The 26,552-nt window shown below is 44.7% G+C and carries 25 protein-coding genes; 13 read left to right on the top strand and 12 right to left on the bottom strand.

Going from position 1 to position 26,552, the window contains the following annotated elements; translation table 11 throughout:
* The first annotated feature begins 57 nt into the window (after nt 1-57).
* Entirely contained in the window at nt 58-1,068 is a 1,011-nt protein-coding gene (locus GXP75_RS16365) for an NAD(P)/FAD-dependent oxidoreductase (protein ID WP_214917405.1), read from the top strand.
* Between the two features lie 43 nt (nt 1,069-1,111).
* Here the strand turns inward: GXP75_RS16365 and cobA are convergent, their stop codons facing one another.
* From cobA to nirB, 5 genes are all read right to left on the bottom strand, one after another.
* Complete coding sequence (gene cobA / locus GXP75_RS16360) at nt 1,112-2,593, bottom strand: uroporphyrinogen-III C-methyltransferase (RefSeq protein WP_242557296.1); 1,482 nt, start codon at nt 2,591-2,593, stop codon at nt 1,112-1,114.
* Between the two features lie 266 nt (nt 2,594-2,859).
* Nucleotides 2,860-3,180 carry a nitrite reductase small subunit NirD gene (gene nirD, locus GXP75_RS16355; protein ID WP_242557295.1) on the bottom strand — a complete coding sequence of 107 codons (321 nt, stop codon included), beginning with the start codon at nt 3,178-3,180 and terminating at the stop codon, nt 2,860-2,862.
* A 31-nt stretch (nt 3,181-3,211) separates the two neighbouring features.
* Nucleotides 3,212-5,629 (bottom strand): NADPH-nitrite reductase, encoded by a 2,418-nt coding sequence (nasD, locus tag GXP75_RS16350; RefSeq protein WP_242557294.1) that lies wholly within the window; start codon nt 5,627-5,629, stop codon nt 3,212-3,214.
* Between the two features lie 119 nt (nt 5,630-5,748).
* Nucleotides 5,749-7,881: an assimilatory nitrate reductase catalytic subunit NasC gene (gene nasC, locus GXP75_RS16345; RefSeq protein ID WP_242557293.1), complete on the bottom strand. Its 2,133-nt coding sequence runs from the start codon at nt 7,879-7,881 to the stop codon at nt 5,749-5,751.
* A 16-nt stretch (nt 7,882-7,897) separates the two neighbouring features.
* Entirely contained in the window at nt 7,898-10,210 is a 2,313-nt protein-coding gene (gene nirB, locus GXP75_RS16340; RefSeq protein WP_242557292.1) for a nitrite reductase large subunit NirB, read from the bottom strand.
* A 180-nt stretch (nt 10,211-10,390) separates the two neighbouring features.
* Here nirB and GXP75_RS16335 point away from each other — a divergent pair, with 180 nt between their 5' ends.
* The 4 genes from GXP75_RS16335 to GXP75_RS16320 all read left to right on the top strand — a co-directional run bounded on the left by GXP75_RS16335 (nt 10,391) and on the right by GXP75_RS16320 (nt 14,800).
* Nucleotides 10,391-11,599 (top strand): MFS transporter, encoded by a 1,209-nt coding sequence (locus GXP75_RS16335; protein WP_242557291.1) that lies wholly within the window; start codon nt 10,391-10,393, stop codon nt 11,597-11,599.
* Nucleotides 11,600-11,757: 158 nt separating this feature from the next.
* Nucleotides 11,758-12,642 (top strand): GTP cyclohydrolase FolE2, encoded by an 885-nt coding sequence (gene folE2, locus GXP75_RS16330; protein WP_396022486.1) that lies wholly within the window; start codon nt 11,758-11,760, stop codon nt 12,640-12,642.
* Between the two features lie 79 nt (nt 12,643-12,721).
* On the top strand, nt 12,722-13,321 hold the full coding sequence (locus GXP75_RS16325; protein WP_242557289.1) for a L,D-transpeptidase: 600 nt from the start codon (nt 12,722-12,724) through the stop codon (nt 13,319-13,321).
* Between the two features lie 276 nt (nt 13,322-13,597).
* Nucleotides 13,598-14,800 (top strand): GTP-binding protein, encoded by a 1,203-nt coding sequence (locus GXP75_RS16320; RefSeq protein ID WP_214917389.1) that lies wholly within the window; start codon nt 13,598-13,600, stop codon nt 14,798-14,800.
* A gap of 146 nt (nt 14,801-14,946) precedes the next feature.
* On the opposite strand, the gene GXP75_RS16315 is transcribed toward GXP75_RS16320, so the two are convergent.
* Together GXP75_RS16315 and GXP75_RS16310 are read right to left on the bottom strand one after the other, a co-directional pair.
* Nucleotides 14,947-15,624, bottom strand: coding sequence for an amino acid ABC transporter permease (locus GXP75_RS16315; protein ID WP_242557288.1), 678 nt, complete (start codon nt 15,622-15,624; stop codon nt 14,947-14,949).
* Between the two features lie 15 nt (nt 15,625-15,639).
* Nucleotides 15,640-16,503 (bottom strand): transporter substrate-binding domain-containing protein, encoded by an 864-nt coding sequence (locus tag GXP75_RS16310; protein WP_242557287.1) that lies wholly within the window; start codon nt 16,501-16,503, stop codon nt 15,640-15,642.
* 168 nt (nt 16,504-16,671) lie between these two features.
* Here GXP75_RS16310 and GXP75_RS16305 point away from each other — a divergent pair, with 168 nt between their 5' ends.
* The 7 genes from GXP75_RS16305 (at nt 16,672) to GXP75_RS16275 (ending at nt 21,802) form a co-directional block, all read left to right on the top strand.
* Entirely contained in the window at nt 16,672-17,808 is a 1,137-nt protein-coding gene (locus GXP75_RS16305) for a zinc-dependent alcohol dehydrogenase (protein ID WP_242557286.1), read from the top strand.
* A gap of 12 nt (nt 17,809-17,820) precedes the next feature.
* Complete coding sequence (locus GXP75_RS16300; RefSeq protein WP_088116474.1) at nt 17,821-18,276, top strand: RDD family protein; 456 nt, start codon at nt 17,821-17,823, stop codon at nt 18,274-18,276.
* Between the two features lie 84 nt (nt 18,277-18,360).
* Nucleotides 18,361-18,690 (top strand): YckD family protein, encoded by a 330-nt coding sequence (locus GXP75_RS16295; RefSeq protein ID WP_010787600.1) that lies wholly within the window; start codon nt 18,361-18,363, stop codon nt 18,688-18,690.
* A gap of 103 nt (nt 18,691-18,793) precedes the next feature.
* Nucleotides 18,794-19,219, top strand: coding sequence for a MarR family winged helix-turn-helix transcriptional regulator (locus tag GXP75_RS16290; protein WP_003328070.1), 426 nt, complete (start codon nt 18,794-18,796; stop codon nt 19,217-19,219).
* Nucleotides 19,207-19,548 carry a DUF3147 family protein gene (locus GXP75_RS16285; RefSeq protein ID WP_013390751.1) on the top strand — a complete coding sequence of 114 codons (342 nt, stop codon included), beginning with the start codon at nt 19,207-19,209 and terminating at the stop codon, nt 19,546-19,548. Before GXP75_RS16290 ends, GXP75_RS16285 begins: the two co-directional genes overlap by 13 nt.
* Nucleotides 19,549-19,567: 19 nt before the next feature.
* A complete protein-coding gene (locus GXP75_RS16280) occupies nt 19,568-20,296 on the top strand; it encodes an AAA family ATPase (protein WP_106045653.1) in 729 nt (242 codons plus the stop codon).
* A 69-nt stretch (nt 20,297-20,365) separates the two neighbouring features.
* A complete protein-coding gene (locus tag GXP75_RS16275; RefSeq protein ID WP_242557285.1) occupies nt 20,366-21,802 on the top strand; it encodes a glycoside hydrolase family 1 protein in 1,437 nt (478 codons plus the stop codon).
* 36 nt (nt 21,803-21,838) lie between these two features.
* Here GXP75_RS16275 and GXP75_RS16270 read toward each other — a convergent pair whose 3' ends face one another.
* The 5 genes from GXP75_RS16270 to hxlA form a co-directional block, all read right to left on the bottom strand.
* The gene (locus tag GXP75_RS16270; protein WP_010787604.1) at nt 21,839-22,237 is read right to left on the bottom strand and encodes a competence protein ComJ; all 399 of its coding nucleotides are present in this window, start codon (nt 22,235-22,237) and stop codon (nt 21,839-21,841) included.
* 18 nt (nt 22,238-22,255) lie between these two features.
* Nucleotides 22,256-22,693, bottom strand: a complete 438-nt coding sequence (locus GXP75_RS16265) for a NucA/NucB deoxyribonuclease domain-containing protein (RefSeq protein WP_242557284.1) — start codon at nt 22,691-22,693, stop codon at nt 22,256-22,258.
* 221 nt (nt 22,694-22,914) lie between these two features.
* Nucleotides 22,915-24,618, bottom strand: a complete 1,704-nt coding sequence (locus tag GXP75_RS16260) for a methyl-accepting chemotaxis protein (RefSeq protein ID WP_214917371.1) — start codon at nt 24,616-24,618, stop codon at nt 22,915-22,917.
* Between the two features lie 127 nt (nt 24,619-24,745).
* Nucleotides 24,746-25,303: a 6-phospho-3-hexuloisomerase gene (hxlB, locus tag GXP75_RS16255; protein ID WP_214917369.1), complete on the bottom strand. Its 558-nt coding sequence runs from the start codon at nt 25,301-25,303 to the stop codon at nt 24,746-24,748.
* A gap of 6 nt (nt 25,304-25,309) precedes the next feature.
* A complete protein-coding gene (hxlA, locus tag GXP75_RS16250; RefSeq protein ID WP_239815211.1) occupies nt 25,310-25,942 on the bottom strand; it encodes a 3-hexulose-6-phosphate synthase in 633 nt (210 codons plus the stop codon).
* 218 nt (nt 25,943-26,160) lie between these two features.
* Between hxlA and hxlR the strand changes: the two genes are divergently transcribed.
* Nucleotides 26,161-26,526, top strand: coding sequence for a transcriptional activator HxlR (gene hxlR / locus GXP75_RS16245; protein WP_003328081.1), 366 nt, complete (start codon nt 26,161-26,163; stop codon nt 26,524-26,526).
* Nucleotides 26,527-26,552: the final 26 nt, after the last annotated feature.

Genomic DNA, 26,552 nt, shown 5'->3' with positions numbered 1-26,552 from the left:
CATTCTCAATTAAAATGAAGCAACGTTGATAATAGATTTGAACGGGAGGCAGGACGGATGGCTGAGAACCAAGAGGTGTATGACGTCACGATTATAGGCGGGGGACCGATCGGGCTGTTTACGGCTTTTTACTGCGGCATGCGGGAGCTGAAAACGAAAGTGATCGAGTTTCTGCCGCGGCTCGGGGGAAAGGTGTCTTTATTTTTCCCTGAGAAAATCATTCGCGATATCGGCGGGATACCGGGGATTGCCGGGGAGAAGCTGATCGAACAGCTGAAGGAGCAGGCGGCAACGTTTGACCCTGATATTGTCCTGAATCAGCGAGTGACCGGATTTGGGCGTCTGGATGACGGAACCATGGTGCTGACAAGTGCTGAGGGGGAAAAGCACTATACACGAACCGTCATTTTGGCTGTCGGTATGGGCACGCTTGAGGTCAATGAGTTTGACAGCGAGAATGCGAGCCGGTATGCGGGGAAAAATCTTCATTATAAAGTGGAGAAACTTGATGCGTTTAAAGGCAAACGGGTCGTGATTTCTGGCGGGGGAGATACTGCGGTCGACTGGGCCAATGAGCTGGAACCGATTGCGGCGTCTGTTACTGTCGTGCACCGCCGGGAGGAATTCGGCGGACTGGAAAGCAGCGTGACGAAAATGAAGCAGTCATCTGCACGGGTGCTTATTCCTTATCGGCTGGAACATCTCAGCGGCACAGAAGAACGCATCGAAAGCGTCACCGTTTGTCATACTGAGTCTGGGCATACCGAAGAAATCGACCTTGATGAACTCATTATTAATCACGGTTTTAAAATTGATCTCGGTCCGATGCTAGACTGGGGTTTAGATATTGAAGAGGGCAGGATTAAGGCTGACAGACATATGCGGACGAATCTTCCCGGTGTGTTTGTCGCGGGTGATGCCGCTAGTTACGAGAGTAAGCTCAGATTGATTGCCGGGGGTCTCACTGAAGGTCCGACAGCGGTCAACAGCGCGAAGGCCTATCTCGACCCAGAAGCGGAAAACATGGCGATGTATTCGACGCATCATAAGAAATTAATCCATAAATAAAAGAAGGCCCTTGCGATGATCGAAAGCAAGGGCTTATGGTATATCAGCTGTGAAGGAGTCTTTTTTCTGCGTGGTGCTGATGATTGTGAATATATTCGATTAGAGAAGTTCCGTCAGCTTTGACACGATGGACATCCGGAAACCCGTGTTGTCTGGCCGTTTCTTCAGCTTCCTCACTTAAACAAACAACCGGTATCGGCTCTTTGCTTGGTTCGGATAAAACTCCAATTCGTTCTTTCTCACGAATAAGCTGCTCCATACATTTTTTGTTTTCACACAAAATGAGATGTAATGGAGTTTCATCGATCGACCGTTTGAAAATAGATGTGAATCGGTCATCAATCACATTTTCATGAGTGATGAATACGTCATAAGAGCTGCACAAGTCCGCATGATGAAATCTCTCTTGAACGATCTGTTTTTCTCCTATGATTAATAAGGCTCCGTTATACTGAATGTTACTCGCAATTTCGAATCCTCTTTTTTCAAGCTCAGCCTGAGCCGATAAAGAGTCAGCGGACAGACGGCCTCTTAGTTGGCGAATGTCCGTCTTCTTTGATGCCAACATACGAAAAAATTCACATACAGCACGCCGGGACGTGAATAATATGTCTTCAAAGGATTGAAGCCGATTCAATATGTTTTCATCGATCGGTGTTTTTTGCACGTTCCATTTTGGCCATTCGATGACATCTGCTCCATTTTCGCGCAGTTCTTTTGCGAGGGGGCTTTCTTCTTCACCAGATGTAATCATCATAATATGGCGGCCGATTAAAGGTTTTGATTCAAACCAGCTATGCTTTTGAAAAGAGACGATATCGCCGATTACAATAATCGCAGGGTTTTTAATCTGTTCATCTGCCGCTTTTTGATGGATGTCCATTAATGTGCCTTTTACGCTGCGCTGCCGGCCCCACGTTCCCCATTGAATGACCATAACAGGGACGGAGGGAGATTTTCCGTATGCGATGAGCTGTTGACAGATAAAGGTCAAATTCTTAACACCCATGTAAAATACAAGGGTTTGAACACCGCGGGCAAGCCCTTCCCAGTCAAGATTCGGAGTGCCTTTTAATGATGTATCATGTGCGGTGATCATGGCGAAGGAAGAGGCGAAATCCCGATGCGTAACGGGGATTCCCGCGTATAGCGGCGCTGCAATTCCTGATGTAATGCCCGGAACCATTTCATAGCGGATACCGTGTTGATGGAGGGCTTCGGCCTCCTCGCCGACCCTGCCGAAAACGCTCGGGTCTCCGCCTTTCAAACGCACAACGGTTAAGCCTTCTGATGCTTTTTCAATCAGCAAGGCATTAATTTCTGCTTGCTTCATAAAATGGCGGTCAGGCAGTTTTCCGCAATAAATGAAATGGCAGGCCGGCTGAGCATATTCAAGCAATTTGGGGTTTGCAAGCCGATCGTATAGAATCACATCCGCTTCCTCCAACGCTTGTTTTCCTTTCAGGGTGATCAGCCTTGGATCTCCAGGTCCGGCTCCCACAAAATACACGATCCCATTTTTCATGATAACGCCATCCTTCCGTCACTGTAAAAAATGAAGGATCACTTGGAAAGTGATCCGCAGCGTGCCGACAAACCATCGCATTCGTTGTCAGTCCTGCGCTTCGGTACTCACGAATTTCAACATTCGCTGCGCTCCGATGCTCGGTCTTCCTAGACTTCAATGGTTTTCAATCACGCTGAAAAGATGACAAAATCCTAAAACCATTAAACTGTTTTAGGATTTTGTCAACAATCTGAGGATCACTTGGAAAGTGATCCGGTCTTTGATCAATATACAAGATAAACAAGTTCTCCCTCGATCAGCGTTTCGTATGTTTTGACACACCCGTGATCAGGCTCTTGAACGATTCCGTTTTCTAAGGAGATTTTCCAGTCGTGCATCGGGCAGAAGACATATTCGCCGCTGACGATGCCTTCTGCGAGGACGCCTCCCTTATGGGGACAGCGGTTTTCAATCGCGCGGATGCTCCCGTTCGAGAGCTTAAATACCGCAAGCTCCTTATCTTCAATATACACTGTTTTTCCTAATTGTTCAGGCAATTCATCCATTCTCCCGATACATACTTTCGTTACGTCTTTGTTCACCATGTCCATTCCTCCTCAATGTTTGTTTCCGTCATTATGATGTGGTCACGACATTTTCAAATAATTCTTTAGAGGTTTGTTTATCTTCCAGGAAGTCTTTCCACGGATCTTTGTGGACAGAGAGTGTCTCATTCATTCGGTCGTTCAGCTCTTGCCGTTCTTCCGGATCATTTAATACAGATTGGACATGGGATAAACCGACGCGTTCCAGCCATGCGGAAGTACGCTCTAAATAGTTGGCGGTTTCCCGGTAATATTGAAGATAAGCACCTGCGATTTCCAGGACTTCTTCATCTGTTTTGACCTTCATTAATAAATCTCCCGCACGCAAATGGGTTCCGCCGTTTCCGCCGACATAAAGCTCCCAGCCGCCGTCAATGCCGACAACGCCAAGGTCCTTAATGCCGGACTCTGCGCAGTTTCGCGGACAGGCGGACACAGCCATTTTGACTTTGTGAGGCGTGTTCAGTCCTTCGAATTTTTTTTCAAGGGCGATGCCTAAGGCCATGGAATCTTGTGTCCCGAAGCGGCAGAATTGTTCGCCCACACAGGTTTTTACCGTGCGGAGCGTTTTTCCGTACGCGTAGCCTGACGGCATATCGAGGTCGGACCACACCTTCGGAAGGTCTTCTTTTTTCACGCCGATCAGATCAATCCGCTGGCCGCCTGTCATTTTGACGAGCGGAATCTCATACTTGTCTACCACATCGGCAATTTTGCGCAAATCATGTGAGTTGGTCACGCCGCCGTACATTCTTGGCACGACAGAGTAAGTTCCGTCTTTTTGAATATTCGCGTGCATCCGTTCATTGACAAAGCGGGATGTTCTTTCATCCTCGTATTTGGTCGGATTGACCATGCCTAAGTAGTAGTTAAGCGCCGGGCGGCATTTGGAACAGCCTTCTGGCGTTTTCCAGCCTAGAACGTTCATGACTTCCTTCGTATGTGACAGCCCTTTGGCTTTGATTTCTTCCACCACTTCGTCTCTCGACAATGATGTGCAGCCGCAAATCGCTTCTTTTTGCGCCGATGCGTCAAAATCTGATCCCAGCGTATACTGAAGGAGTTCCTCCACAAGCGGTTTACAGCCTCCGCATGAGCGGGATGCTCCGGTGCATGCTTTGATTTCATCCGTTGACGAACAGCCCTGTTCCTGAATGGCATGAATAATATTTCCTTTTGACACACCGTTACAGCCGCAAATGATTTCATCATCACTCATGGCGGCGACAAGGCTGGTGCCTGCCTCTTGATTCAGCGGCTGTAAAATTGAGATTTTAGATGTTTCAGAGATATCGGCTTCTTTTTGGATCATTGAAAATAGGCGATTGCCTTCGCTGCTGTCACCGAATAAAACAGCACCGACGATTTTGTTTTCACGAAGCACGATTTTTTTATAAATGCCGTCTTGCTCATCAAATACCTTGATGGCCTTTTTATCGTCGGATTCGTTAAAGTCACCGGCAGAGAAAACCTCGACTCCGGATACTTTTAATTGAGTGGAGAGAACAGAGCCTTCGTATGGGTTTGTGTCAATGCCGCAAATCTGCTTGGCCAGTACCTTTGCCTGCTCATAAAGAGGCGCGACGAGTCCATAAGCTATTCCTCGGTGCTCGGCGCATTCGCCGACCGCATAAATGTGCGGGATTTCGGTTTGCATATAGTCGTTGACGATGATTCCTCGGTTGACCGGAATCCCGCCTTCCGCTCCAAGCTTGGTATTCGGGCGGATACCGACGGCCATGACGACTAAGTCAGCTTCGATGCTTGTGCCGTCTTTAAATCTGATGCCTTCGACCCTGTCATCTCCGTAAATTTCTTCTGTTTGCTTTTCAAGTAAAAAGGTCATTCCTTGTTTTTCTAACTCGTTTTGTAAAAGGCGGCCGGCTGTTGCGTCAAGCTGACGCTCCATCAGGAAGGGAGCGAGGTGGATAACGGACACGTCCATCCCGAGATTCAGCAGCCCGCGCGCGGCTTCCAAGCCCAGTAAGCCACCGCCGATCACTGCGGCTTTTTTATATTCTTTTGACGCGGCAAGCATGATGTCTGTATCCTTTATATCTCTGAATGCTGTGACGCCTTTTTTATCTGCACCCGGAATCGGAAGGATAAAAGGGACTGAACCCGTGGCCAAGATCAGTTCATCATAAGGCTGTATTCTGCCTGAATCGGTGATCACAGTTTTGTTTTCCGGGTCCACTTTGCTGACTGTTTCATTTGTATACAATTGAATATTGTTTTCTTCGTACCAGTTCCAATCATTCAAGGTAATGTCTTTAATATCGGTATCGCCTTGCAGCACTTTTGACAGAAGGATTCGGTTGTAGTTGGGATGCGGTTCGGAACCAAAAATTGTGATTTGGAATTCGTCTTTTGAAACGCTAAGTATTTCTTCAATGGCCCTTACCCCGGCCATTCCATTTCCAACAAGGACTAGCTGTTTTTTTCCCATCAGATGATCCGCTCCTTATCAATGTTTTTCCCAGAGTAGCACAGTAAAAAGAAATATTTAAGATGCATGTTATAAAATGTAACAAAAAATACGAAACTTTCTAAAAATTTTATGAAAAATTATGCAGAACTGATTCGTACCGTACAAACTTTAAAACCCGGCATTTTACAGGTTGGATCTAAGTCATCGCCAATCAGATCATTCACATTTTGAGAATCCGCCCAATGGATCGGGACAAAAATGGTATCTGGTCTCATTTGTTCTGACCATTTACTTCGAACAACAATGCTTCCTCGCGGGGATTCTATTTTAATGAGCACACGGTCTTCGACATTGTATGCTTCAGCCGTTTTCGGATGGATTTCCATAAACGATTCAAAGTGTCTGGCGGCAAGTGCGGCGCTTTTTCTTGTTTGGACACCTGTTAAGTAGTGGGACATGACTCTTCCGGTAGTTAAAAATAATGGATATTCGGCTGTCGGCTTTTCTTTTTGCACAGCCGGTTCATTTTGGATGACACTTAATTTTGCTTTTTGATCCGGATGGGCGAATGAAGATTCAAATAATCGCTCAGTTCCCGGGTGACCCGGTTCCGGACAGGGCCACAGAATGCCGCCTTCTTGTCTGAGCCGGTCGTATGTGATGCCGGAATAATCGGCAATGCCGCCGCGGCTTGCCTCTCTGAGTTCGTTAAAGATGTCCTCTGCTGACGTATAGGAAAAATACTGTCCTTTCCCGAGGACAGACGCAATATCACAAATGATCTGCCAATCGTGTTTCGCTTCTCCGGGGCAAGGTCGGCTCGCTTCCCTTAGAGTCACGCGGCCTTCGACATTTGTCATGGTGCCTTCATCTTCTAAGTAAGAGGAGGCGGGCAAGATGACATCAGCGAGTCTCGCAGTCTCTGATATAAACAAATCGATAGCGACAAAGAATTTCAGTTTTGCCAGAGCCTGTTTGACAAAGTTGGCATTTGGATTGGAGACAACGGGATTTGAACACATCAGAAACATGCCCGTGATGTGGCCTTCGTTGATTTTTTCCATCAATTCATAGGCAGAGACGCCTTTTCGCGGCAGATCGTCCTGGCTGATTCCCCACACTTTTGCAATATACGCGCGATGTTCTTCGTGTTCGATCGAACGGTATCCGGGGAGCTGATCGGCTTTTTGTCCGTGTTCTCGGGCGCCTTGCCCATTTCCCTGCCCTGTGATTGCGCCGTAGCCTGAGTAAGGCTTGCCGATTTTCCCTGTGATCAAAAGCATATTTAAGAAACCTCTGACAGCTGCCGTTCCGTCTGTCTGCTGTTCAATTCCCCGCGCTGTAAACAGCATACCGGACTCTTCCTTGGCAAATTTCACAGCGGCTTTTCGGATATATTCAAGAGGAACACTCGTCTTTTCAGCAATGTCATGTAAGCTGAAAGCCGCCGTATGACGTTTGAGTTCTTCAAATCCGGTTGTCCGGGTCTGGATGAAGTCTTCGTTGATCAGTTGTTCTTCTATGATGATTTTGACTAATCCATTGGCAAGTGCGGCATCTGTTCCGGGTTTGATTTTGAGGTGGAGATCGGCGATTTTAGTTGTCGGCGTTTCTCGGGGGTCGATGGCAATGATATAAGCCCCGTTTTCTTTCGCTTTTTCAAAATAAGGCATGATCGTCGGCTGGCATTCAGCGATATTGGTACCGCCCAGAATAATGACGCGTGTATGGGGAATCTCCGATAAAGCATTCGTCAAGCCTCTGTCCGCGCCGAATGTTTGATTGGCTGCCGTCGCTGCCGCGGACATACAGAGCCGGCCGTTGTAATCGATGTATTTTGTCTGTAAGCCGACTCGGGCGAATTTACCTAAAAGGTAGGCTTCTTCATTTGTAATGGACGCACTCCCGTAGACCGCCATTGCGTCATGGCCGTCTTCTTGTTGAATCGTTGTGACTTGTTCCTTGATGTAGTTTAAGGCTTCATCCCAGGTAGCCCGCACGAATTCGCCGTTTTTTTTGAGTAACGGGTGGGTAATGCGGGCTGAATGGAGGGCGTGCTGGTGGGCGTTCATGCCTTTCATGCATAAACGGCCCTGTGTCGTTGGATTGTCGATGCCGATTGCCGTATATTTTTTTCGTGTGACAATGGTTTGTTCAATGAGCTGCATTTTGCATTGCATGCTGCAAAACGGGCATTGGGTGTCATACGTTTTTTCTGATTGGATGTCTTGCTGTTTCTCGCGGAAATATTTTAGCAGTCGTTCTGTCATAATGCCTCACCCTTTCTTATGAGCGCTTTACATGTGTAAGCGGATTTTGAATCAGTGACACGTCTGTTTCAAGACTTTTAAGAAGCTGTATCCGCATATCCTGATCAAACAAAATCTCTCTGATATGAATGATGCCGAGGCGCCTCATCCATTGATGAAGTACTTCTGAGTAATTTGCCGTTTCTCGGTAATATTGAAGAAGACATTTGATCATGTTTGCAGTGTCTTTTTGATTCTCAGTAACGCAAAGCAGTTCTCCGGCACGTGCATGTGTTCCTCGGCGGCCGCCGGCGTATATGTCCCAGCCTCCATAGGTTTGAATGGCACCGATATCTTGTATGGCCGCATCCGCGCAGTCCTTTTCACAGGATAGACTGATCGAAACCGGAGCCGGCATGGAGAGGTTTTCGATTTTCTTTTCTATGCTGCCTGCCAGCGTTTGAAAGGAACCATTTTGACCGCACGTACAGGAAGTCACGTTATGCACCGTGTAGTGAGGATTGGAGCAAATCGGCATTTGTAAGGCTTGACGAATGTTTGGGAGATCGTCCGGTTTGATTCCGGAGAGCCGCAGTCTTTGGCTGTGAGTGATTGAAACGCTTGGGATGTTGTATATTTCAATGATGTCGGCTATCCTTCTTAATTCCTCCGCATTGGTCAACCCGCCGTACATTTGGGGGATCAGGGTGCATGTATCTCCTTTTTTCATGGCTGTTTCATGGTTTTGCACAAGGCCCGGCCGTATCATTTCTAAGTAGTATTGAATCGCTGGAATGCAGGTTTGGCAGCCGTTTTCCGTTTTCCAGCCCAGATGATTCATGACCTCTGCCGGAGCAGTGAACGGACGGCGCTGCAGTTCGGCTATGATTTCCTCTTCCGTGAAGCCGGTACATTCGCAAAACGGCGCTTTGCCCGCTTTTTCTGTATGTTCGCCGCTTAACACGTATGCCAGAAGCTCCCCAACGAGCGGTTTGCATCCTCCGCAAGAGCCTGACGCCTTTGTGCAGTTTCTGACTTCCTCGACTGTCTTCAGTCCTTTTGTGTAAACGGCTTCCATAATCGAACCTTTCGTCACGGAGTTGCATTGGCAAATGGTTTCACTGGCTGGCATCGATTTGAATACGTTTGCGGTTTGATTCGGTTCAATGAGTTGTTTTTTGACAATTGAAATGTCTCTTTGTTTGAGCAGACTGTCGAGAAGCTGCTGTTTGTTACGGGTGTCTCCGAATAAAATAACACCGGACAGCTTATCATCTTGGAATAGCGCTTTTTTGTAAATGCCGGCTTGTTCATCATAGAGCTGGATGCTTGTTGTGGTTTCGTCAGCGTGTACCTTTCCTGCTGACCAAACATCAATGCCGACTATTTTTAACGCGGCTGACTGGGGAGTGCCTTGATACCCCTCGCCGAGAACGCTGCAAATGTGTTTTGCAAGGGCTTTTCCTTGTTCATAAAGCGGCGCTACCAGGCCGTATACGATTCCGTTATGTTCAGCGCATTCTCCAACGGCATACACATTCGGCATGCTGGTCTGCATGTATTCATTAACAATGATGCCGCGGTTTGTTGAGATACCTGCAGATGCGGCCAATTGAATATTGGGTCTGACGCCCGCTGCCATCACAACTAAATCGGCTTCTATGGATGAACCGTCTGTAAAGCGGACGCCGCTTGCCCGCGAGTTTCCTAAAATAGCTTCAGTATCTTTTTGTAATAGGAAGGCCAGCCCTTTTCGTTCCAACGCTGATTTCAGAATATGTGACGCTGTTTGATCCAGCTGTTTTTGCATAATGGAGAAAGAGTGATGAATAACGTTTACGTCCATTCCGAGGTTTTTTAAGCCGATTGCCGCCTCAAGGCCCAATATCCCAGCGCCGATGACGGCCGCTTTTTGATAATGACCGGCTATGTTTATAAATGACTGGCAATCTTCTATTGTCCGAAAGCTGTACACGCCTTCTTTGTCATGTCCGGGTACCGGGAGAATATAAGGTGATGAGCCTGTAGCCACAATCAGCTTATCGTAAGACAAGCTGCGCTTTTGGTCCGTGATAACGATCTGCTTATCTGTATCTATATCAACAACGGTTTCTCCTGTATAAAGGGTGATTCCATGTGTGGCGTACCAGTCGCTATTGTTCAGTGTAATCTCATCCAGTGAGGCTTCACCCTGCAAAACGGAGGACAATAGAATTCGATTGTAGTTGACATGCGATTCACTTCCGATAATGACAATCTCAAAGGCGTTGCTATCAAGCTTTACAATTTCTTCAATACAGCGAACGCCGGCCATGCCATTCCCTATTAAAATCAGCGTTTGCTTATTCATTTGCCAGACCTCCTCATAACGCCGCTTGTAAAAACTCTCTTTTTAAGAATTATGGCATATTACATTGCTAACGCATTAAACGTGTCACATTTACTTACACATGTCTTTTCTGGAAAATTGCACTCAGATATTCTTAATTCAGAAAATTGAAATGAAAAAACGATTTGAGAGGGGAATGTTATGAAGCTGTGGGATCTCAAAACAAGCGGACATCCATCCACTTTGGCCTGCTCTTTTTTATACTTTGACGTAAGTTTTATGATTTGGGTGATGTTGGGTGCGCTTGGCGTATATATTTCTCAAGATTTTGGCCTTTCACCTTTTGAAAAAGGGCTTGTGGTTGCTGTTCCGATTTTATCAGGCTCGGTGTTTCGGTTGATTTTAGGCGTCATGACTGACAGAATTGGTCCGAAAAAAACAGCAGTGATCGGCATGCTCGTGACCATGGTTCCGTTGCTTTGGGGAACGGTCGGGGGGCGCTCTCTTCCTGAACTTTATGCCATCGGGATTCTTCTGGGAGTGGCAGGCGCAAGCTTCGCGGTTGCACTGCCGATGGCAAGCAGATGGTATCCGCCGAATCTTCAGGGGCTCGCGATGGGGATTGCCGGTGCGGGGAACAGCGGGACCTTGTTCGCAACGCTGTTTGGCCCCCGTCTTGCAGAACAGTTTGGCTGGCACAGTGTGATGGGAATCGCTCTTATTCCTCTTGCTATCGTCTTTATCATTTTTGTCGCCTTTGCCAAGGATTCCCCTTCACAGCCTGCGCCGCAGCCGCTGAAAAACTATCTGCATGTGTTTACACAAAAGGAAACATGGTATTTCTGTCTGCTTTACAGTGTCACATTCGGCGGTTTTGTTGGCCTTTCCAGCTTTTTAGCTATTTTCTTCGTCGATCAATACCAATTATCGAAAATTCACGCGGGTGATTTCGTGACATTATGCGTAGCCGCAGGGAGCTTTTTCCGCCCTGTGGGAGGCTGGATTTCGGACCGGATCGGGGGCACTAAGGTTCTTTCAGTATTGTTTATCGTTGTAGCCCTCTGTATGGCCGGGGTCAGCAGTCTTCCGTCGCTCTCCATTGTGATTGTTCTTTTATTTATCGGAATGATGAGTCTCGGAATGGGGAACGGGGCGGTATTTCAGCTTGTTCCGCAGCGTTTTCGAAAAGAAATTGGAATGGTGACGGGCATCGTCGGCGCTGCGGGGGGAATCGGAGGATTCTTTCTGCCGAACATTTTAGGAACGTTAAAACAGATGACCGGTTCTTATGCCATTGGATTTATCACATTTTCATGTATCGCATTGCTGGCTTTCGGACTTGTGCTTGGGGCGGGATATTACTGGAGAAAGGCGTGGCGCGCAGGCAGTGAGCCGGCTGATGCTTCTTAGTCTGGACCGCCTGTCAGTTTTGCGGGACCCGTTTTGTTACGGGTCTTTTTTTAAGTCATTCAACATTTCTCTTGATTTTAACAAGGGAAATCATCAAAATAAATAGTAATTATTACGATTTGTTAGAGAGAGGAGTTTTCTGATTGAAACGAAACATCATGCTGCCGAAAAAGGCGGAGCGCCATCAATATTTCGGTTCGGTTGATCCTGTGAAAGGCGAAAAGCCTGTTGAAAAGGAGAAAATGAAGGACCTTCAAAATACAAACAAAGATTATTTTTTTGAGATTGATCATGTAGGGATATCCAATGTGTCTCACCCGATGTCGATCACTTCAGCCATGGAGCCTTTTGAACAGGCCACGGTCGGGAATTTTACAATGGCCACCAATCTGAAGCGGAACCAAAAGGGCATTAATATGAGCCGGTTAACAGAACAGCTTCAAGACTATCATCAAAGAGGCTGGGTTCTCTCATTAGACTCCCTCCAGCAGTTTACGAAAGAGCTGGCAGAGAAGATGAATCAGAAGTCTGCTGCGGTTGAGGTGCGGTTTCCTTGGTATTTTGAACGGAAAAGCCCGATGTTGCAAAAAGCGGGATTGATGCATGCTGATATAACGATTCACATGTCGTATCAAGAGGACCAGCCGTACCTTCAGCGTGTCGGCATCTCAGCAAAAGTCACGACCCTTTGCCCTTGCTCTAAGGAAATCAGTGAATACAGCGCCCATAATCAAAGAGGGACGGTCAACATTCTGGCCGACATACACCCGGAAGCACCACTGCCGAAGGATTTTAAAACGGATCTTTTGCATGCGGCGGAATCAAATGCGAGTGCCATGCTTCACCCTGTCTTGAAGCGGCCTGATGAAAAAGCAGTAACAGAAACCGCTTATGAAAATCCAAGGTTTGTCGAGGATCTCATTCGTCTTATTGCCGCTGATTTGTACGAGCTTGATTGGGTGTCGGCTTTTGAGATTGAATGTCACAATGAAGAATCCATTCACCTGCACGATGCCTATGCGAAGCTGAGTTTTTCTAAATAAATCCTTGTGCTTTGACAGAAGCGGGCTGTAAAAACGTCAAGATGAAGATTTATAGATTGTAAGTGAGGGGGGATTTTAAATGAAACAAACGCGGCGGGTTGTATTATTGATGCTGGCTGTCCTATTGCCAGCCAGCCTGCTGGCGGCATGCTCACAGCAACATCATGAAACGGAACAGGCAAGCTCTGAAACAAGCAAATCTAATGAAAAGGGCAAAACCGTATCAGCAAAAGAAAAAACAGATTGGACAAAGCCCTCAGGCGGGGAATATCCTGACATTAAACATAAAGATTCCATTTGGATTGATGTGTCCGCGAAAAAACAAGAGGCTTATATAAAAGAAGGCAGCAAAACAATTTATACGATGATCATCTCGTCCGGGCTCGATCAAACGGATGACGATTCAACGCCAAAGGGTAATTACTATGTTGAACCTGAACGGGGAGAGTGGTTTTTTTCCCAAGGATATCAGGAAGGGGCGGAATATTGGGTGTCATGGAAAAACCACGGAGAATTCCTATTCCACAGCGTCCCAATGACCGAGGATAAAAAGGTGATTGAAAAAGAAGCCAAAAAATTAGGAACAAAAGCTTCCCACGGGTGTATCAGATTTACGATCCCAGATGCAAAATGGATATATGAAAACATACCTGAAAAAACAAAAGTGGTGATCAGCTAATAAGAGAAAAGGCTTTTTGTTTAGTATCGGCTTGACAAAAAGAATAAAAGAACATACGATTGAGTTAAATCGTAACAATTACGTTTTGTTGCTTAAATAGCAGCGGAATCACAAGGTGAAAGGCGGGGGGTTCAGTCAACGATCACTGTACCTCACGACCGATCGCTGGAAAGCTGGAAGAGAAATACCGACCGCATTTGCAGCGCAGGTTCGGCAAAGCATACGATTTAAATCGTAAAGATTCTATTTTGTTACGGAATAAAGGAGGACATTCTCATGAATAAAATTCCGGTTACAGTATTAAGCGGGTATCTTGGCGCGGGAAAAACAACACTTTTAAATAGCATTTTGCAAAACCGTGAAGGATTAAAAATTGCGGTGATTGTAAATGACATGAGTGAAGTGAACATTGATGCGGGTTTGGTCAAGCAGGGAGGAGGACTCTCCAGAACAGATGAGAAGCTTGTGGAAATGTCAAACGGCTGTATTTGCTGCACACTCCGCGAAGATTTACTCATAGAAGTAGAAAAGCTGGCGAAAGACGGAAGGTTTGATTATATCGTGATTGAGTCAACCGGAATCAGCGAACCGATTCCGGTTGCCCAGACCTTTTCGTATATAGACGAAGAAATGGGAATAGACCTCACACAATTTTGTGAATTAGACACGATGGTGACAGTGGTGGACGCTAATCGTTTCTGGCATGATTTTCAGTCAGGCGAGAGTCTCTTAGACCGTAAGGAAGCGCTTGGGGAAGAGGATGAGAGAGAAATAGCTGACCTATTGATTGACCAAATTGAGTTTTGTGATGTTTTGATTTTAAACAAATGCGATTTGGTAAGTGAATCAGAGCTTGTTCAGCTTGAGAAAGTGCTTCGCACACTGCAGCCTAGAGCCAAACTCATCCGTTCTGTCAAAGGGAACGTCAAGCCGCAGGATATCTTACATACCGGCTTATTTCATTTTGAAGAAGCCAGCGCATCTGCCGGCTGGATAAAAGAGCTGACGGCCGGCCATGCGGAGCATACACCGGAAACAGAGGAATACGGCATTTCTTCATTTGTGTACTCCAGACGTCTGCCGTTTCATTCAGTCCGTTTTGATAACTGGGTTCATCACTCAATGCCTGAAAATATTGTACGAGCGAAAGGGATAGCCTGGTGCGCGTCTCATAACAGTCTCGCTTTGCTTATGTCTCAAGCCGGCCCGTCTGTTACGATTGAGCCGGTATCCTATTGGGTGGCAGCGATGCCGAAACTTGAACAGGACCAAATAAAAAAACAGGAGCCGCAAATCTTGGATGATTGGGATATTGAGTTCGGCGACCGCCATACAAAGTTGGTCTTTATCGGCACGGACTTGGACCCGGAAGCCATTACAAAAGAACTTGATCAATGCCTGCTGACTGAATCAGAGTTTGATTCTGATTGGTCGCAATTGGAAGACCCCTTCAAATGGAATATCAATCAGGCGTATTAAAAACTGCCCGTCTCTCCTGTGGAGGCGGCTTTTTTAATTTAATGAAACGTTTGTTTAAATACTTGAGCCCTTTGATGGTAAAGGTTGAAGAACAACTATTATAAAAAACGCCAGTCACGCTTCGTGATGCGTAACTGGCTGTTATATCATAAGTAATGAGCGTATTTTTTCTCAAGTATATTCTGAAAAGCCGCCGCAACAGAGCATATCGCCCAATAAATAAGTGCTGTCAGGATATACATTGTCATATAATCAAACTCTCTGCCGCCGATGATTTTCGCATGCTGGAGCAGTTCCGGCACAGTAATCATCGCGGCGAGAGAAGAAGCTTTGATAAGATCGAGCAGAACATTTGCAAGCGGAGGCAGCGCGACCCGCACAGATTGCGGCAAAATGATACCTCTCATCGTCTTCCAATAAGACAGGCCGAGAGAAGCCGCCGCTTCCCACTGGCCTTTATCGACAGATGAGATAGCGGAACGATTGATTTCTGCGATATACGCAGCGCTATTGAGACTGAAGCCGAGCAAGGCCGCAGTGACAGCGGAAAACTCGATGCCGATATAAGGAAAGCCGAAATAAAGAATAAATAAAATCACCAAAATCGGTACGCCGCGCATAAAGGAAATATAGAGCCTCGCGGGCCACCTCAGTAAAGCATACTTGGACATTCTGGCAAGGGAGATAAACAAGCCGAGCATGGTTCCGGCTAACATACTGACAAATGAAATGAGCAGCGTGTACCAGATTCCCTTGATCACATAAGGAAATGATTCAATTGCAAGTTTTAGGTTGAAAATATATTCCCATTGAATGGTATACATATCCTGAACCTCGTGTTACAGATCAACGTCTTGGACGTCAACATCCGGTCTTTTTGATACATCTGCTTTATTAAAGAATTTCTTTGACAGCTTGGTAATAGTGCCGTCCTTTGCCATCTTTTTCAACGTTTGATCCATCTTTTTCTGAAGCTCTGTATTGCCTTTCTTCATGACAAGCGCTTGTGTATTCGGCATGTATTTGATATCGGGATGGATCGTAATGTTTAGATCCGGAAAGGCAGCAAGCGCTAGCGTCTGTAAGTAATAGTCGTTTAATATGACATCCGTGCGGCCATTTGCGACATCTTTTAAATATTGCTCGTTCGTGGCATTATCGTAAATGACTTCTTCTGCCCTGTACTTACGGGCGACATCCATATACACAGTGGTTGCGGCGCCGGCCGCTTTTTTCCCTTTTAAGTCTTTTAGCGTGTGAATGCCTGATAAATCATCTTTTCTGACAATGGCTGTCCCATATGAATATTTGTATGGGGCGGAGAATGCGAATTTTTTCTCGCGGTCTTTCGTGACATCAATATCGTTAGCCGCCGCGTCAACCTGTCCGCTGTTGACAGCTGTCAGCATCCCGTCAATTCCCATTTCCTTAAACTCAACCTCTACATCCAGCCGTTTGGCAGCCTCGCGAATAACTTCCACCTCGTAGCCGGTCAGTTTATCAGATCCTGAATCTGTATCGTGATACGAAGTGGGATACAAAGTCCCAGACGTCGCGACAACAATCTTGCCTTTCTCCTTAATCTGATCCCAATCAGATGTTTTGGAATCAGCCTCTTCTTTGCCTGAGCAGGCTGTCGTTATGAGAAAGAAAGCCAGTGTCAAGATGAGCACGGCGGCTTTCGAACGTGTAAATGATTTCACCTTTCATTCCTCCAATCTGTAATCAACTAAAAAGATAGCATTGAACATACAGGGTGGCAACGTTTATATTCCGTTTTTAAAAAGTACGAATTGTGTAGACAAATGGGTTTAGAAGAGTTTAAGAGAAAACGAGAAGGGAAGGAGTGAAGAAAAAGGAGCTGTCCAAAGATGAAAGCACTGACTTACCAAGGAAAAGAACACATGGAAGTAAAAGAAGTCGCTGATCCCCGAATTCAGCATGCCCAGGACGTAATCGTCAAAATTACGGCAACCGGCATTTGCGGATCTGACCTTCATTTATATAAAAACGGAATTCGTGCCGAGCCGGATTATATTGTCGGCCATGAACCAATGGGAATTGTGGAGGAAGTCGGGAACGAAGTGAAAAAGCTAAAAAAAGGCGACCGCGTGGTAATCCCTTTTAATATTGGATGCGGCGAATGCTTCTACTGTAAGCACCAAATGGAGAGCCAGTGTGATGAGTCTAATCCTAATCCCCACACCGATGCCGGCGGGTTATTTGGTTTCTCCGAATTTAACGGCAATTTTCCGGGAGGCCAAGCCGAATATCTGCGGGTTCCTTACGCAGACTTTTCTTCCTTCATCGTTCCTGCTGACAGCGAGCTTGAAGATGAACAGGTGTTATTATTATCAGATGTCATGCCGACAGCCTTTTGGAGTGTGGAGCACAGCGGAGTAAAAAAAGGCGATACTGTCGTGATCCTCGGAGCGGGTCCGATTGGATTGATGGCACAGAAATTCGCTTGGATGAAGGGTGCGAAGCGGGTCATTGCCGTTGATCAGGTCCCTCATCGTCTCGAGCATGCAAAACGGACAAATGGTGCAGAAACGTTTAACTTTACCGAACATGATGAAATCGGACAATTGCTACATCAGGAGACGCATGGCGGGGCGCACGTCGTCATTGATTGCGTCGGTATGGACGGCACGCCGCTTCCGAAGGAAAAAGCCGATGAAAAACCGAATCAGTTCGGAACGATCAGCCCGATTCTCACTGCATCAGAGGCAGTGAAAAAATTCGGTACGGTCCATCTGACAGGAGCCTACATTTCACAAGCAGACGGCTTTCCGATCGGGGACTTCTTTACACGTAACGTGTCCTTAAAAATGGGCCAGGCTCCGGTCATTCATTTAATGCCAATGCTGTATCAAATGGTTGAAAAAAAGGAAATTGATCCGACTGACATCATCACGCATAAAATGAGTCTTGCCGAAGCACCGCTGGCATATGATATATTTGACAAGAAGGAAGATGGAAACATTAAAGTCATACTGAAACCATAGTGAGGGGATAGCATGAATATTTACAAACCGGCTGGATTTTGGATCAGGCTGGGAGCATCGTTATTAGACTATTTGATTATATCATTACCCATTTTGCTTATCTTTTGGCTGTTAACAGGAAAAGATCCGGATGAAAGCACCTTTATCAGTGTCATTATGGCAATCTACTCGATTTTACTGCCGGTGTTGTGGAATGGTTATGTTGTCGGTAAAAAAATCTGCGGAATTAGGATTGTGAAAAAAGACGGCTCTCAAGTTGGCATATTGGCAATGGTGCTAAGAGTAATAGTCGGCGGCATTATTTATACATTGACGTTCGGAATTGCAGCCATTGTCAGCGCCTTCATGGTCGGCCTTAGAGAAGATAAACGATCCATCCATGATTTTGTTGCAGGTACCTACGTCACGTATGCCGAACCCGGTGAAACAGAAATGAATATGGACGAACAGAGTATTAAGAGCGAATGATGATTCGCTCTTTTTTATTAGAAATGCATAAAAACTGATTTATAACAAAACATATGACAAAATAAGACAGGAGGAATAAATTGGATGAAAACAATCAAAGTTAATCTGATCGCTTTACTGATTGCTGCAGCGGCAATGTCTCTGGCAGGCCCAGCACAAGCAGCTGAAAAACAGCAGCCCCAAGTGCCGCAAAGTGCCTCACTGACAGAACAACAAAAGAAAGAAATTGAAGAACTCGAAACAGACATATTAGAAAAACGCAAAAACGTCATTTCAAAATATGTGGAGTACGGCGTGCTGGCTAAAGAAAAAGGCGAACACATCAAAACCCATATAGAAAAACATTATGAAATGAAGAAACAAAACGGTTTCGTCCCAAAGCTCCACCCTCATCAAATTGAAAAAAGACATTAAGCCTCAAAGCATCCAATGTGAATTGGATGTTTTTTTATTTCTTTTATATCTTATTTTAAGAATATATCTTATAATAAGATATAAATAAAGGAGAGTGGATCTGATGGAAATAGATCAGTCAGTAAATCAGTTGAATCTTCAATGGACGGACATATATTATTCACTGCATTACAAGCACGAAGACAATATATCTCACCAAGCAGTACGTTTATTACAGTACATTGACAAGAATAGCGAATCGACAATAGGCGACTTAGCGGATTGCTTGTCTGTCTCCCATAATACGGCATCTGAGCATACAAAACGTTTAATTCAAAAGGGATTGGCAGCCAAATATCGAAGTGAGCATGACGAACGGAAAGTTTTTGTTGCCTTAACGGAAAAGGGGCGACTTGTTCTGGAGCGGAATACACAGCTCGATAAAGAAAAGTTAAAAAGCATACTGGAGCGAATCAGTGTGTCAGAGAGAGAACTGATTGAAAAAGCCTTTTATATTTTAAGCAAAGAAGCAAAACAATGGCAGCTGTAAGTAAAATACTCGTCTCAGCGCTTCTGATCGGGCTGATCTCAGGAATTTCAAAGAAATACCCGGCCATAGGAGGAATGATCGCCGCTTTACCGTTACTCAGTCTATTGAGTTTGTTCTGGATGAGAGTACAAGGAGAAGAAACAGAAACCCTAAGCCGGTTTGCGTTAGGTGTTCTTTTTGGATTGCCGGCGACTATTTGTTTATTAGTGACTTTGGCGCTTTTGCTTAGAGCATCTATGCCATTCTTTTTATCTGTATGTTTAAGTATAGTGGGATGGGCCGCTTTTTTACTTGTGCAGCAAGCAGTATTCAAATATTTTCTCAATTAAAAACAGAGAGGCGAATGTCATGTTTTTAAAAAAGGTAACACTTCTAAGAGATAAGGTTTCTTCTTTTCAAAAGTATCCTTTTTCTATCCCGATAGTTAAACATTTGCATGAACTTACATTTACGAAGAATGTGACTTTTTTTGTGGGTGAGAACGGTTCCGGCAAATCAACATTGCTGGAAGCGATAGCTGATAAATGTGAATTCAATACTGCGGGAGGAAACAGGAACAATTTCTATGATGTTAAGGCGTCCGAATCTCACTTAGGTGATTACATACGTTTATCCTGGCTTCCGAAAGTAACCAATGGTTTTTTCTTAAGAGCAGAGTCTTTTTATCAGCTGTCCTTGCATCTTGACGAGATGGACAGAGGTGCTAAACAGCCGTACAAATCATTTGGCGGAAAGCCGCTGCATATGCAATCTCACGGAGAATCTTTCATGTCGCTGTTTCAAAACCGTTTTACCGGGAAAGCGATCTATCTTCTTGATGAGCCGGAAGCAGCTCTTTCTCCCGCGCGCCAGCTTGTTTTTTTAAGAGTGATACATCAATTGATGAAGGAGAAAAATGTGCAAATGATCATCGCGACACACTCACCGATTCTCCTTGGCTATCCTGATGCTGAAATATTAAGTTTTGATGATAACAGAATTCATAAAACAGAATATGAACAGACCGAGCACGTACAGCTGACAAAATATTTCCTCCAACATAGAGATAGGATGCTGGATGAACTATTTCGTGAATAACATCCATTTGTTATGAAACGCGTTTCATAACGTATGATAGAGATATCAGACATAGTAGGAGTGAAAATTATGATTCATCAACAACCAGATGCATTTCCGGAAACATTTCTATGGGGTTCAGCTTCTGCCGCTTATCAAGTAGAAGGGGCGTGGAATCAAGACGGCAAAGGACCTTCCGTATGGGACGTCTTCACAAAGATTCCGGGAAAAACATTTAAAGGCACCAATGGGGACATCGCGGTTGACCATTATCATCGCTATAAAGAAGATGTAGCGTTAATGGCTGAAATGGGGCTGAAGGCGTATCGGTTTTCTGTCAGCTGGCCGAGAATTTTTCCGAACGGCAAGGGAGAAATTAATGAAACCGGTCTAGCATTTTATGATGACCTGATTAATGAATTAATCTCCCATAACATCGAACCTGTTCTGACTCTGTACCATTGGGATATGCCACAGGCGCTTATGGACGAATACGGCGGTTTTGAGTCAAGAAGGATGATAGAAGATTTCAATCAATACTGTGTTGCGCTGTATAAACGCTTTGGTGACCGGGTGAAGTATTGGGTGTCCTTAAATGAACAAAATTATAATTTTAATCACGGTTTTATCACAGCGATGCATCCGCCGGGCGTAAAAGACAGAAAGCGGTTTTATGAAGCAAACCATATCGCTTTTCTGGCAAATGCCAAAGCGATTGAATCGTTCCGCAAGTATGTTCCTGACGGGAAGATTGGTCCAAGCTTTGCTTATTCACCGGCTTATCCTCTTACAAGCCACCCGGAGGACATCACAGCTTTCGAAAATGCCGAAGAGTTTATGAACAATTGGTGGCTTGACATGTACTGCTGGGGAACTTATCCGCAAATTCCTTTTCGGTACCTGGAAGAAAAGGGATGGGCGCCAACAATAGAAGCGGGAGATATGGAGCTTCTCGCCAAAGGCAAACCTGATTTTGTCGGTGTGAACTATTATCAAACAATCACATATGAACGAAATCCGCTGGACGGTGTTTCAGAAGGAGAAATGAATACAACCGGACAAAAAGGAAGCAACCAGGAAACAGGCATGCCAGGATTGTTCAAAACGAAGAAAAATCCTAACCTTGAAACGAGCAATTGGGACTGGACAATTGATCCGACGGGCTTGCGCATTGGTTTACGCCGAATTACAAGCCGCTATCAGCTTCCGGTGTTTATAACAGAAAACGGTTTAGGAGAATTTGATAAAGTTGAAAAAGACGGATCCATTCAGGACGACTACAGAATCGATTATTTACGTTCTCATCTTGAGCAATGCAGACAGGCAATCAGTGACGGGGTGGACCTCATCGGCTATTGCAGCTGGTCGTTTACCGATCTGTTAAGCTGGCTGAACGGTTACCAGAAAAGGTATGGATTCGTATATATTAATCGTGATGAAGAGAATGAAAATGATTTAAGGCGCATAAAGAAAAAAAGCTTTTATTGGTATCAAAACGTCATAAAAACAAATGGAGAAAATTTGTGAAGATGTCCCTGAGAGAAAGTTCTCTCAGGGATTTTTTTATTGTGCCGCAGCGTCAATAATATATGTATCTGCATGCAGGTCTGACGCTTCAGCGGGAACGGTATAGCAAGTGAAGACGTATTGACCTTTCGGCAAATCAAATGACAGCCTTTTTGACATGACACTTTCTATATTTATCCCGTCCCCTGAAACATGAAAAGGAACAGTTGCTTTTTTTTCATAGGATTCAACTATGTCTGAGCTGTTGAGACGCAAGATAATAAACACTTTGGAGTTTCTCTGCGCTTCGAATGAAACGGCTCCGTCCGCCTCTGCATATCCTTTTTCAATCGCTTCATCCGTCCAATCTATTATAGGCGGCTTTGAATTCTTTTGAAAAATGGTAAATTGATGATATGAGATAATGAGTTCTTGCGGTTTCCATGAATTAGTCAATGTTATCTTCCTCCTGCCTTATTGAATGGTAAATAACACTTTCGTTCCATCTGGATAATCAGAGAGCTGATGACCGACCCATGAGCCAGCCCCGCGATTGTCCGACGGTGCGATATATTCCACAGACGCACCTTCTCCGCCTTCTTTACACATTGCCATCGGCCATTCGTCCCGATCGTATCCTGTTTTGACTGCCACATCTTTTAAAGATTGTTCTCGTCGTTCTTCAGCCCCGTCCCTGTCAATTGTGCACACATCTGACTCACCTTCATTGATCGCATCTTGAATATGTTTCGCAGTTTCAGGATAACGATCTGATGGGAAAGAAATCGTTTCGTCATATTCTTTGTCTTCAGACGCCTTTTGATTTTCTGAGAAAAAATCGCCTTTAATCAGCCCGGCAATGGCGGCAGCAATGATCACCAATAAGAGCAGCAATGATTTCAATAAGTCCATTCGCGATTATCACCTCCTCTAGTCCGGCGGTTTTAAAAAACTGTTCACAGAATAAAGCAAAAGCCTTTGGCCGTAAAGGTTTGAATTTTGCGTTTTGCAACTATTTAATTAACGAAAAGTTATCATTTTGCCTAGTGAAATACTTTTTTAAAAAGAGATAGGGACTCAATAATGATATTTTAGGAGTTATGAAACTCGGGAATCTGCAAAATTTTCTGTTGCTAATCGATCTTAAACTCATTTATTATGGCGTTAAGCTCGCCGGCCAGGTCAGAAAGCGTATCTGATGCGGCGGTAATTTCCTGCATGGCGGCAAATTGCTCCTCTGTAAGAGCCGCAGCCTGCTGAGAATTCTCAGTTGATTCTTTGATAGCTGCTGTATTTGCTGTAAAGGAAGCTGCGATTTCTTGAGTGCTGGCTGAAATATTTTGTGTCGCGGATGAAAGTCCCGAAATGCCAACGCTGATCTCTTTTGTTGCAGAGACAATTTCTTTAAATACTTCTCCGGTGCGCTGAATCATGCTGACACCCTCAATTGCTTCAGTTTTTACGGTTTCAATTGATAACGCTGACTGGTTCATGTCGCTTTGAATTTCTGTGATTAATTCAGAGATTTGGCCAGTTGATCGTTGTGATTCTTCTGCGAGTTTACGCACTTCATCAGCAACAACTGCAAAACCTTTCCCGTGTTCTCCTGCTCTGGCAGCTTCAATGGCTGCATTTAATGCAAGAAGATTTGTTTGATCGGCAATTTGGGTGATAACAGACAAAATTTGTCCTATTTGTTTAGAGTGATCATCAAGCCGGTGAATCATCTCGCCGCTTTTTTGTATAGAATGATGAATTGTATCCATTTGATTCTGAGTATCAGCAATCTCTTTTCCGCCAACTTCCGCCTTGTCTTGGGCATACTGTCCTTGTTCGGCAATAGACAATGCCTTCTCAGTAATGTATTGAATGTCCGCCACGGCCTGTTCCAGTGATTTTTCACTGTTCACTACTTTTGTCATTTGAAAATCTGAAGTATTGGCAATGTGCTGGACTGCTTCTGTGATTTTTTCTGACGCTTGGTTCGTTTCTTCGGCTCCTGCTGCAAGCTGCTGGGAAGATGATGCAAGCTGCACGGCTGATTGCTGCACGGTTTGAATGGTTTTGCTTAAAGTCTTTCTCATATTATTATAGCAAACACTTAAATCAGCTAATTCATCACTGGATCTGTCCGTTATCTCTATTGTAAAATCACCGTTTTCAGCTCCTTCGAAAGCACCCTTGAGAGCATTCAGACGTTTGTTGATTCTTCTTGTAAACAGCAGAACGAGAATAATAGATAAGATAATGGCTGCCGTGAGTACAATTGCGAATTGGGTGAACAATGACTGGGTGAGTGACGTCAGTATGTTTTGGTTGGCACCGGTGTAAAGCATGCCGATGATTGCCCCGTCTTTATCTTTTAAAGGCTGATACGCCGTTTGATAGACAGAGCCTGCAACATTTGCTTCACCATAAAACTCCCGTCCGCCTTTCAGCACGGCATCAGTGACCTCTGGAGAAGCCTGAGTGCCGACAGCCCTTTCTCCGTCTTTTATAACATTTGTGGCGACTCTTGTATCTTCTTTAAAAATAGTGATTGTATCACCAGTTTTTTCACCGAGCATATCAACGATTTTTTCATTATTGTTAATGGGTGTGTCTCCTTTGTACAGTTCATTATGTTTGATGTTCCAATCACCGGTGATGACATCATCAATATAGCGGCTGCTTAAAGCAAGATCCCCTTTTGCCTTTTCGGTAGCCATTTTTTTCAGACTGTTCGTTATGTCTTTGATAATGACAGTTCCGACTGATACTGAAAATAAAAGAATAATTGTAAGAACCATGCATAATATCTTGGTTCCAAGCTTAAATCTCATGTTCTTCTTCAACATGATTCCTCCTAATGTTAATTTTTTTGGGTCTTATTACATATCGGGTGTTAAGGCTAAAAGTTTTATTAGAGGAAGAGAGAGGATACAAAAAAGCCGGCTCATCAATAAATGGCCGGCAGCATCGTTTCTATTCGAGATTTGCGTGTTTTGTGAACATCGTTTGGGAGTTCAGGCCCTTTTTCTCCATGATCTTTAAAATAACTGCATCATAGAACAGCAGCAGCGTTTGTTCAAATAAAGAACCCATAGGCTGAATCGTTTTATAGTCACCGTTGGATTTGTCTTTTGGCGAGCCTGGCATTTTGATAATCAAGTCAGATTGGCTGCCGATGCTTGATTCCGGATTAATCGTTAAAGCAGCGATAACGGCTTTCAAACTTCTTGCTTTTTCTGCTGTGTGGATCAAACTTATTGTTTCACCTGAACCCGAACCGATAATCACGAGATCTCCATCGTGAAGCGGCGGGGTTAATGTCTCGCCTACGATGTACGCGTTAAGGCCCAAGTGCATCATTCTCATAGCAAAGGATTTGGCCATTAAGCCGGATCTTCCCGCTCCTGCTGTGAAGATCTGATTGGACGAAAGAATATGATCGGCAAGCTTATCCGCTTCGTCATCGGCTATAAATGAGGCTGAGCGGTTTAGCTCATTCAAAATTTTCGTTAAGTATTCAGTCGTTTTCATTAAGCCTTATCCTTGAGTGATGAGCTGTTTCATTTTCGATGCGGCAGATGCTTTATTTTCGGCACCTGTAATTCCGCCGCCAACGATCACGAGGTCAGGTTTTTGTTTGATAACCTCAGGCAATGTTTCAAGTTTGATTCCGCCGGCAATTGCTGTTTTTGCGTTTTGTACGGCATGTTTGATCGTTGTTAATTCTTCAAAAGAGTTTTTGCCTTCCGCCTGAAGGTCATATCCTGTGTGCACGCAGATGTAATCAACGCCAAGTGCGTCAATCTCTTTTGCGCGTGCTTCAATATCTTTCACGTTGATCATATCAACTAAGATTTTCTTCTGTTGTTTTTTTGCTTCTTCTACAGCGCCTTTGATTGTGGCATCGTCTGTTGCGCCGAGAACAGTGATGATATCGGCTCCTGCTTCTGAAGCTTTCATGATTTCGTAGCCGCCCGCGTCCATAATTTTAAGATCGGCCAGCACTTTCAAATTCGGAAACGCTTCTTTCATTTCTTTAACGGCTCGGAGGCCTTCGTTAATGACAACGGGAGTTCCGATTTCAACAACGTCGACATATTCTTCCACTTCTTTAACTAATTGAATTGCTTCCGGAATATTCACAAGGTCCAATGCTAATTGCAGTTCCATTAAAATCCACTCCTCATCAAGATGTATCTTACATTCTATAGAGCGGTCTAACGGTTGGGAAGTAGGCACTTTAAAGTCAAATAGTTACTTGCAGGATACTGTGGAAGACCGGATGGGCCGAACTGATTTCTTTCTGCGCCATCTTCAAGTTAGTATAATAAAAAGAGGCATAATAAAATGTAATCTAGTATTTATTGCATATACCGGAGGTGGATTAAATGAGTCGCATGGATGAGAAAGTGTTTAATTGCGAAAAAGAATTAACACTCGCCGTGATCGGCGGTAAGTGGAAAATGCTGATATTGTGGCATTTAGGAAAAGAAGGAACGAAACGATTTAATGAATTAAAATCTTTAATCCCTGATATCACTCAAAAAATACTTGTGAACCAGCTTAGAGAGCTGGAGCAGGATATGATCATTCACAGGGAAGTGTACCCGGTCGTCCCTCCAAAGGTAGAATATTCGCTGACCGTACAAGGGGAAAGCCTGATGCCGATCCTTGACGCCATGTATGAATGGGGAAAAGGATATATGGAATTAATTGATATTGATAAAAAGGTCATTAAGGAAAACCTGTCATGAGCCGCTCTGAATTTCAGAGGGCTTTT

This window comes from Bacillus sp. HU-1818, assembly GCF_022695965.1.
In the GTDB taxonomy this organism is placed as follows: Bacteria; Bacillota; Bacilli; order Bacillales; family Bacillaceae; genus Bacillus; species Bacillus atrophaeus.
The sequence above is the reverse complement of the archived record's forward strand: the minus strand, read 5'-3'. Positions and strand labels throughout refer to the sequence as shown.

What these genes read in the sequence shown, in the direction of transcription:
- GXP75_RS16365 (WP_214917405.1), top strand. Translation starts at nt 58, where the DNA reads ATGGCTGAGAACCAAGAGGTGTATGACGTCACGATTATAGGCGGGGGA.
- cobA (WP_242557296.1), bottom strand. Translation starts at nt 2,593, where the DNA reads ATGAAAAATGGGATCGTGTATTTTGTGGGAGCCGGACCTGGAGATCCA.
- nirD (WP_242557295.1), bottom strand. Translation starts at nt 3,180, where the DNA reads ATGGTGAACAAAGACGTAACGAAAGTATGTATCGGGAGAATGGATGAA.
- nasD (WP_242557294.1), bottom strand. Translation starts at nt 5,629, where the DNA reads ATGGGAAAAAAACAGCTAGTCCTTGTTGGAAATGGAATGGCCGGGGTA.
- nasC (WP_242557293.1), bottom strand. Translation starts at nt 7,881, where the DNA reads ATGACAGAACGACTGCTAAAATATTTCCGCGAGAAACAGCAAGACATC.
- nirB (WP_242557292.1), bottom strand. Translation starts at nt 10,210, where the DNA reads ATGAATAAGCAAACGCTGATTTTAATAGGGAATGGCATGGCCGGCGTT.
- GXP75_RS16335 (WP_242557291.1), top strand. Translation starts at nt 10,391, where the DNA reads ATGAAGCTGTGGGATCTCAAAACAAGCGGACATCCATCCACTTTGGCC.
- folE2 (WP_396022486.1), top strand. Translation starts at nt 11,758, where the DNA reads ATGCTGCCGAAAAAGGCGGAGCGCCATCAATATTTCGGTTCGGTTGAT.
- GXP75_RS16325 (WP_242557289.1), top strand. Translation starts at nt 12,722, where the DNA reads ATGAAACAAACGCGGCGGGTTGTATTATTGATGCTGGCTGTCCTATTG.
- GXP75_RS16320 (WP_214917389.1), top strand. Translation starts at nt 13,598, where the DNA reads ATGAATAAAATTCCGGTTACAGTATTAAGCGGGTATCTTGGCGCGGGA.
- GXP75_RS16315 (WP_242557288.1), bottom strand. Translation starts at nt 15,624, where the DNA reads ATGTATACCATTCAATGGGAATATATTTTCAACCTAAAACTTGCAATT.
- GXP75_RS16305 (WP_242557286.1), top strand. Translation starts at nt 16,672, where the DNA reads ATGAAAGCACTGACTTACCAAGGAAAAGAACACATGGAAGTAAAAGAA.
- GXP75_RS16300 (WP_088116474.1), top strand. Translation starts at nt 17,821, where the DNA reads ATGAATATTTACAAACCGGCTGGATTTTGGATCAGGCTGGGAGCATCG.
- GXP75_RS16295 (WP_010787600.1), top strand. Translation starts at nt 18,361, where the DNA reads ATGAAAACAATCAAAGTTAATCTGATCGCTTTACTGATTGCTGCAGCG.
- GXP75_RS16290 (WP_003328070.1), top strand. Translation starts at nt 18,794, where the DNA reads ATGGAAATAGATCAGTCAGTAAATCAGTTGAATCTTCAATGGACGGAC.
- GXP75_RS16285 (WP_013390751.1), top strand. Translation starts at nt 19,207, where the DNA reads ATGGCAGCTGTAAGTAAAATACTCGTCTCAGCGCTTCTGATCGGGCTG.
- GXP75_RS16280 (WP_106045653.1), top strand. Translation starts at nt 19,568, where the DNA reads ATGTTTTTAAAAAAGGTAACACTTCTAAGAGATAAGGTTTCTTCTTTT.
- GXP75_RS16275 (WP_242557285.1), top strand. Translation starts at nt 20,366, where the DNA reads ATGATTCATCAACAACCAGATGCATTTCCGGAAACATTTCTATGGGGT.
- GXP75_RS16265 (WP_242557284.1), bottom strand. Translation starts at nt 22,693, where the DNA reads ATGGACTTATTGAAATCATTGCTGCTCTTATTGGTGATCATTGCTGCC.
- GXP75_RS16260 (WP_214917371.1), bottom strand. Translation starts at nt 24,618, where the DNA reads ATGTTGAAGAAGAACATGAGATTTAAGCTTGGAACCAAGATATTATGC.
- hxlB (WP_214917369.1), bottom strand. Translation starts at nt 25,303, where the DNA reads ATGAAAACGACTGAATACTTAACGAAAATTTTGAATGAGCTAAACCGC.
- hxlA (WP_239815211.1), bottom strand. Translation starts at nt 25,942, where the DNA reads ATGGAACTGCAATTAGCATTGGACCTTGTGAATATTCCGGAAGCAATT.
- hxlR (WP_003328081.1), top strand. Translation starts at nt 26,161, where the DNA reads ATGAGTCGCATGGATGAGAAAGTGTTTAATTGCGAAAAAGAATTAACA.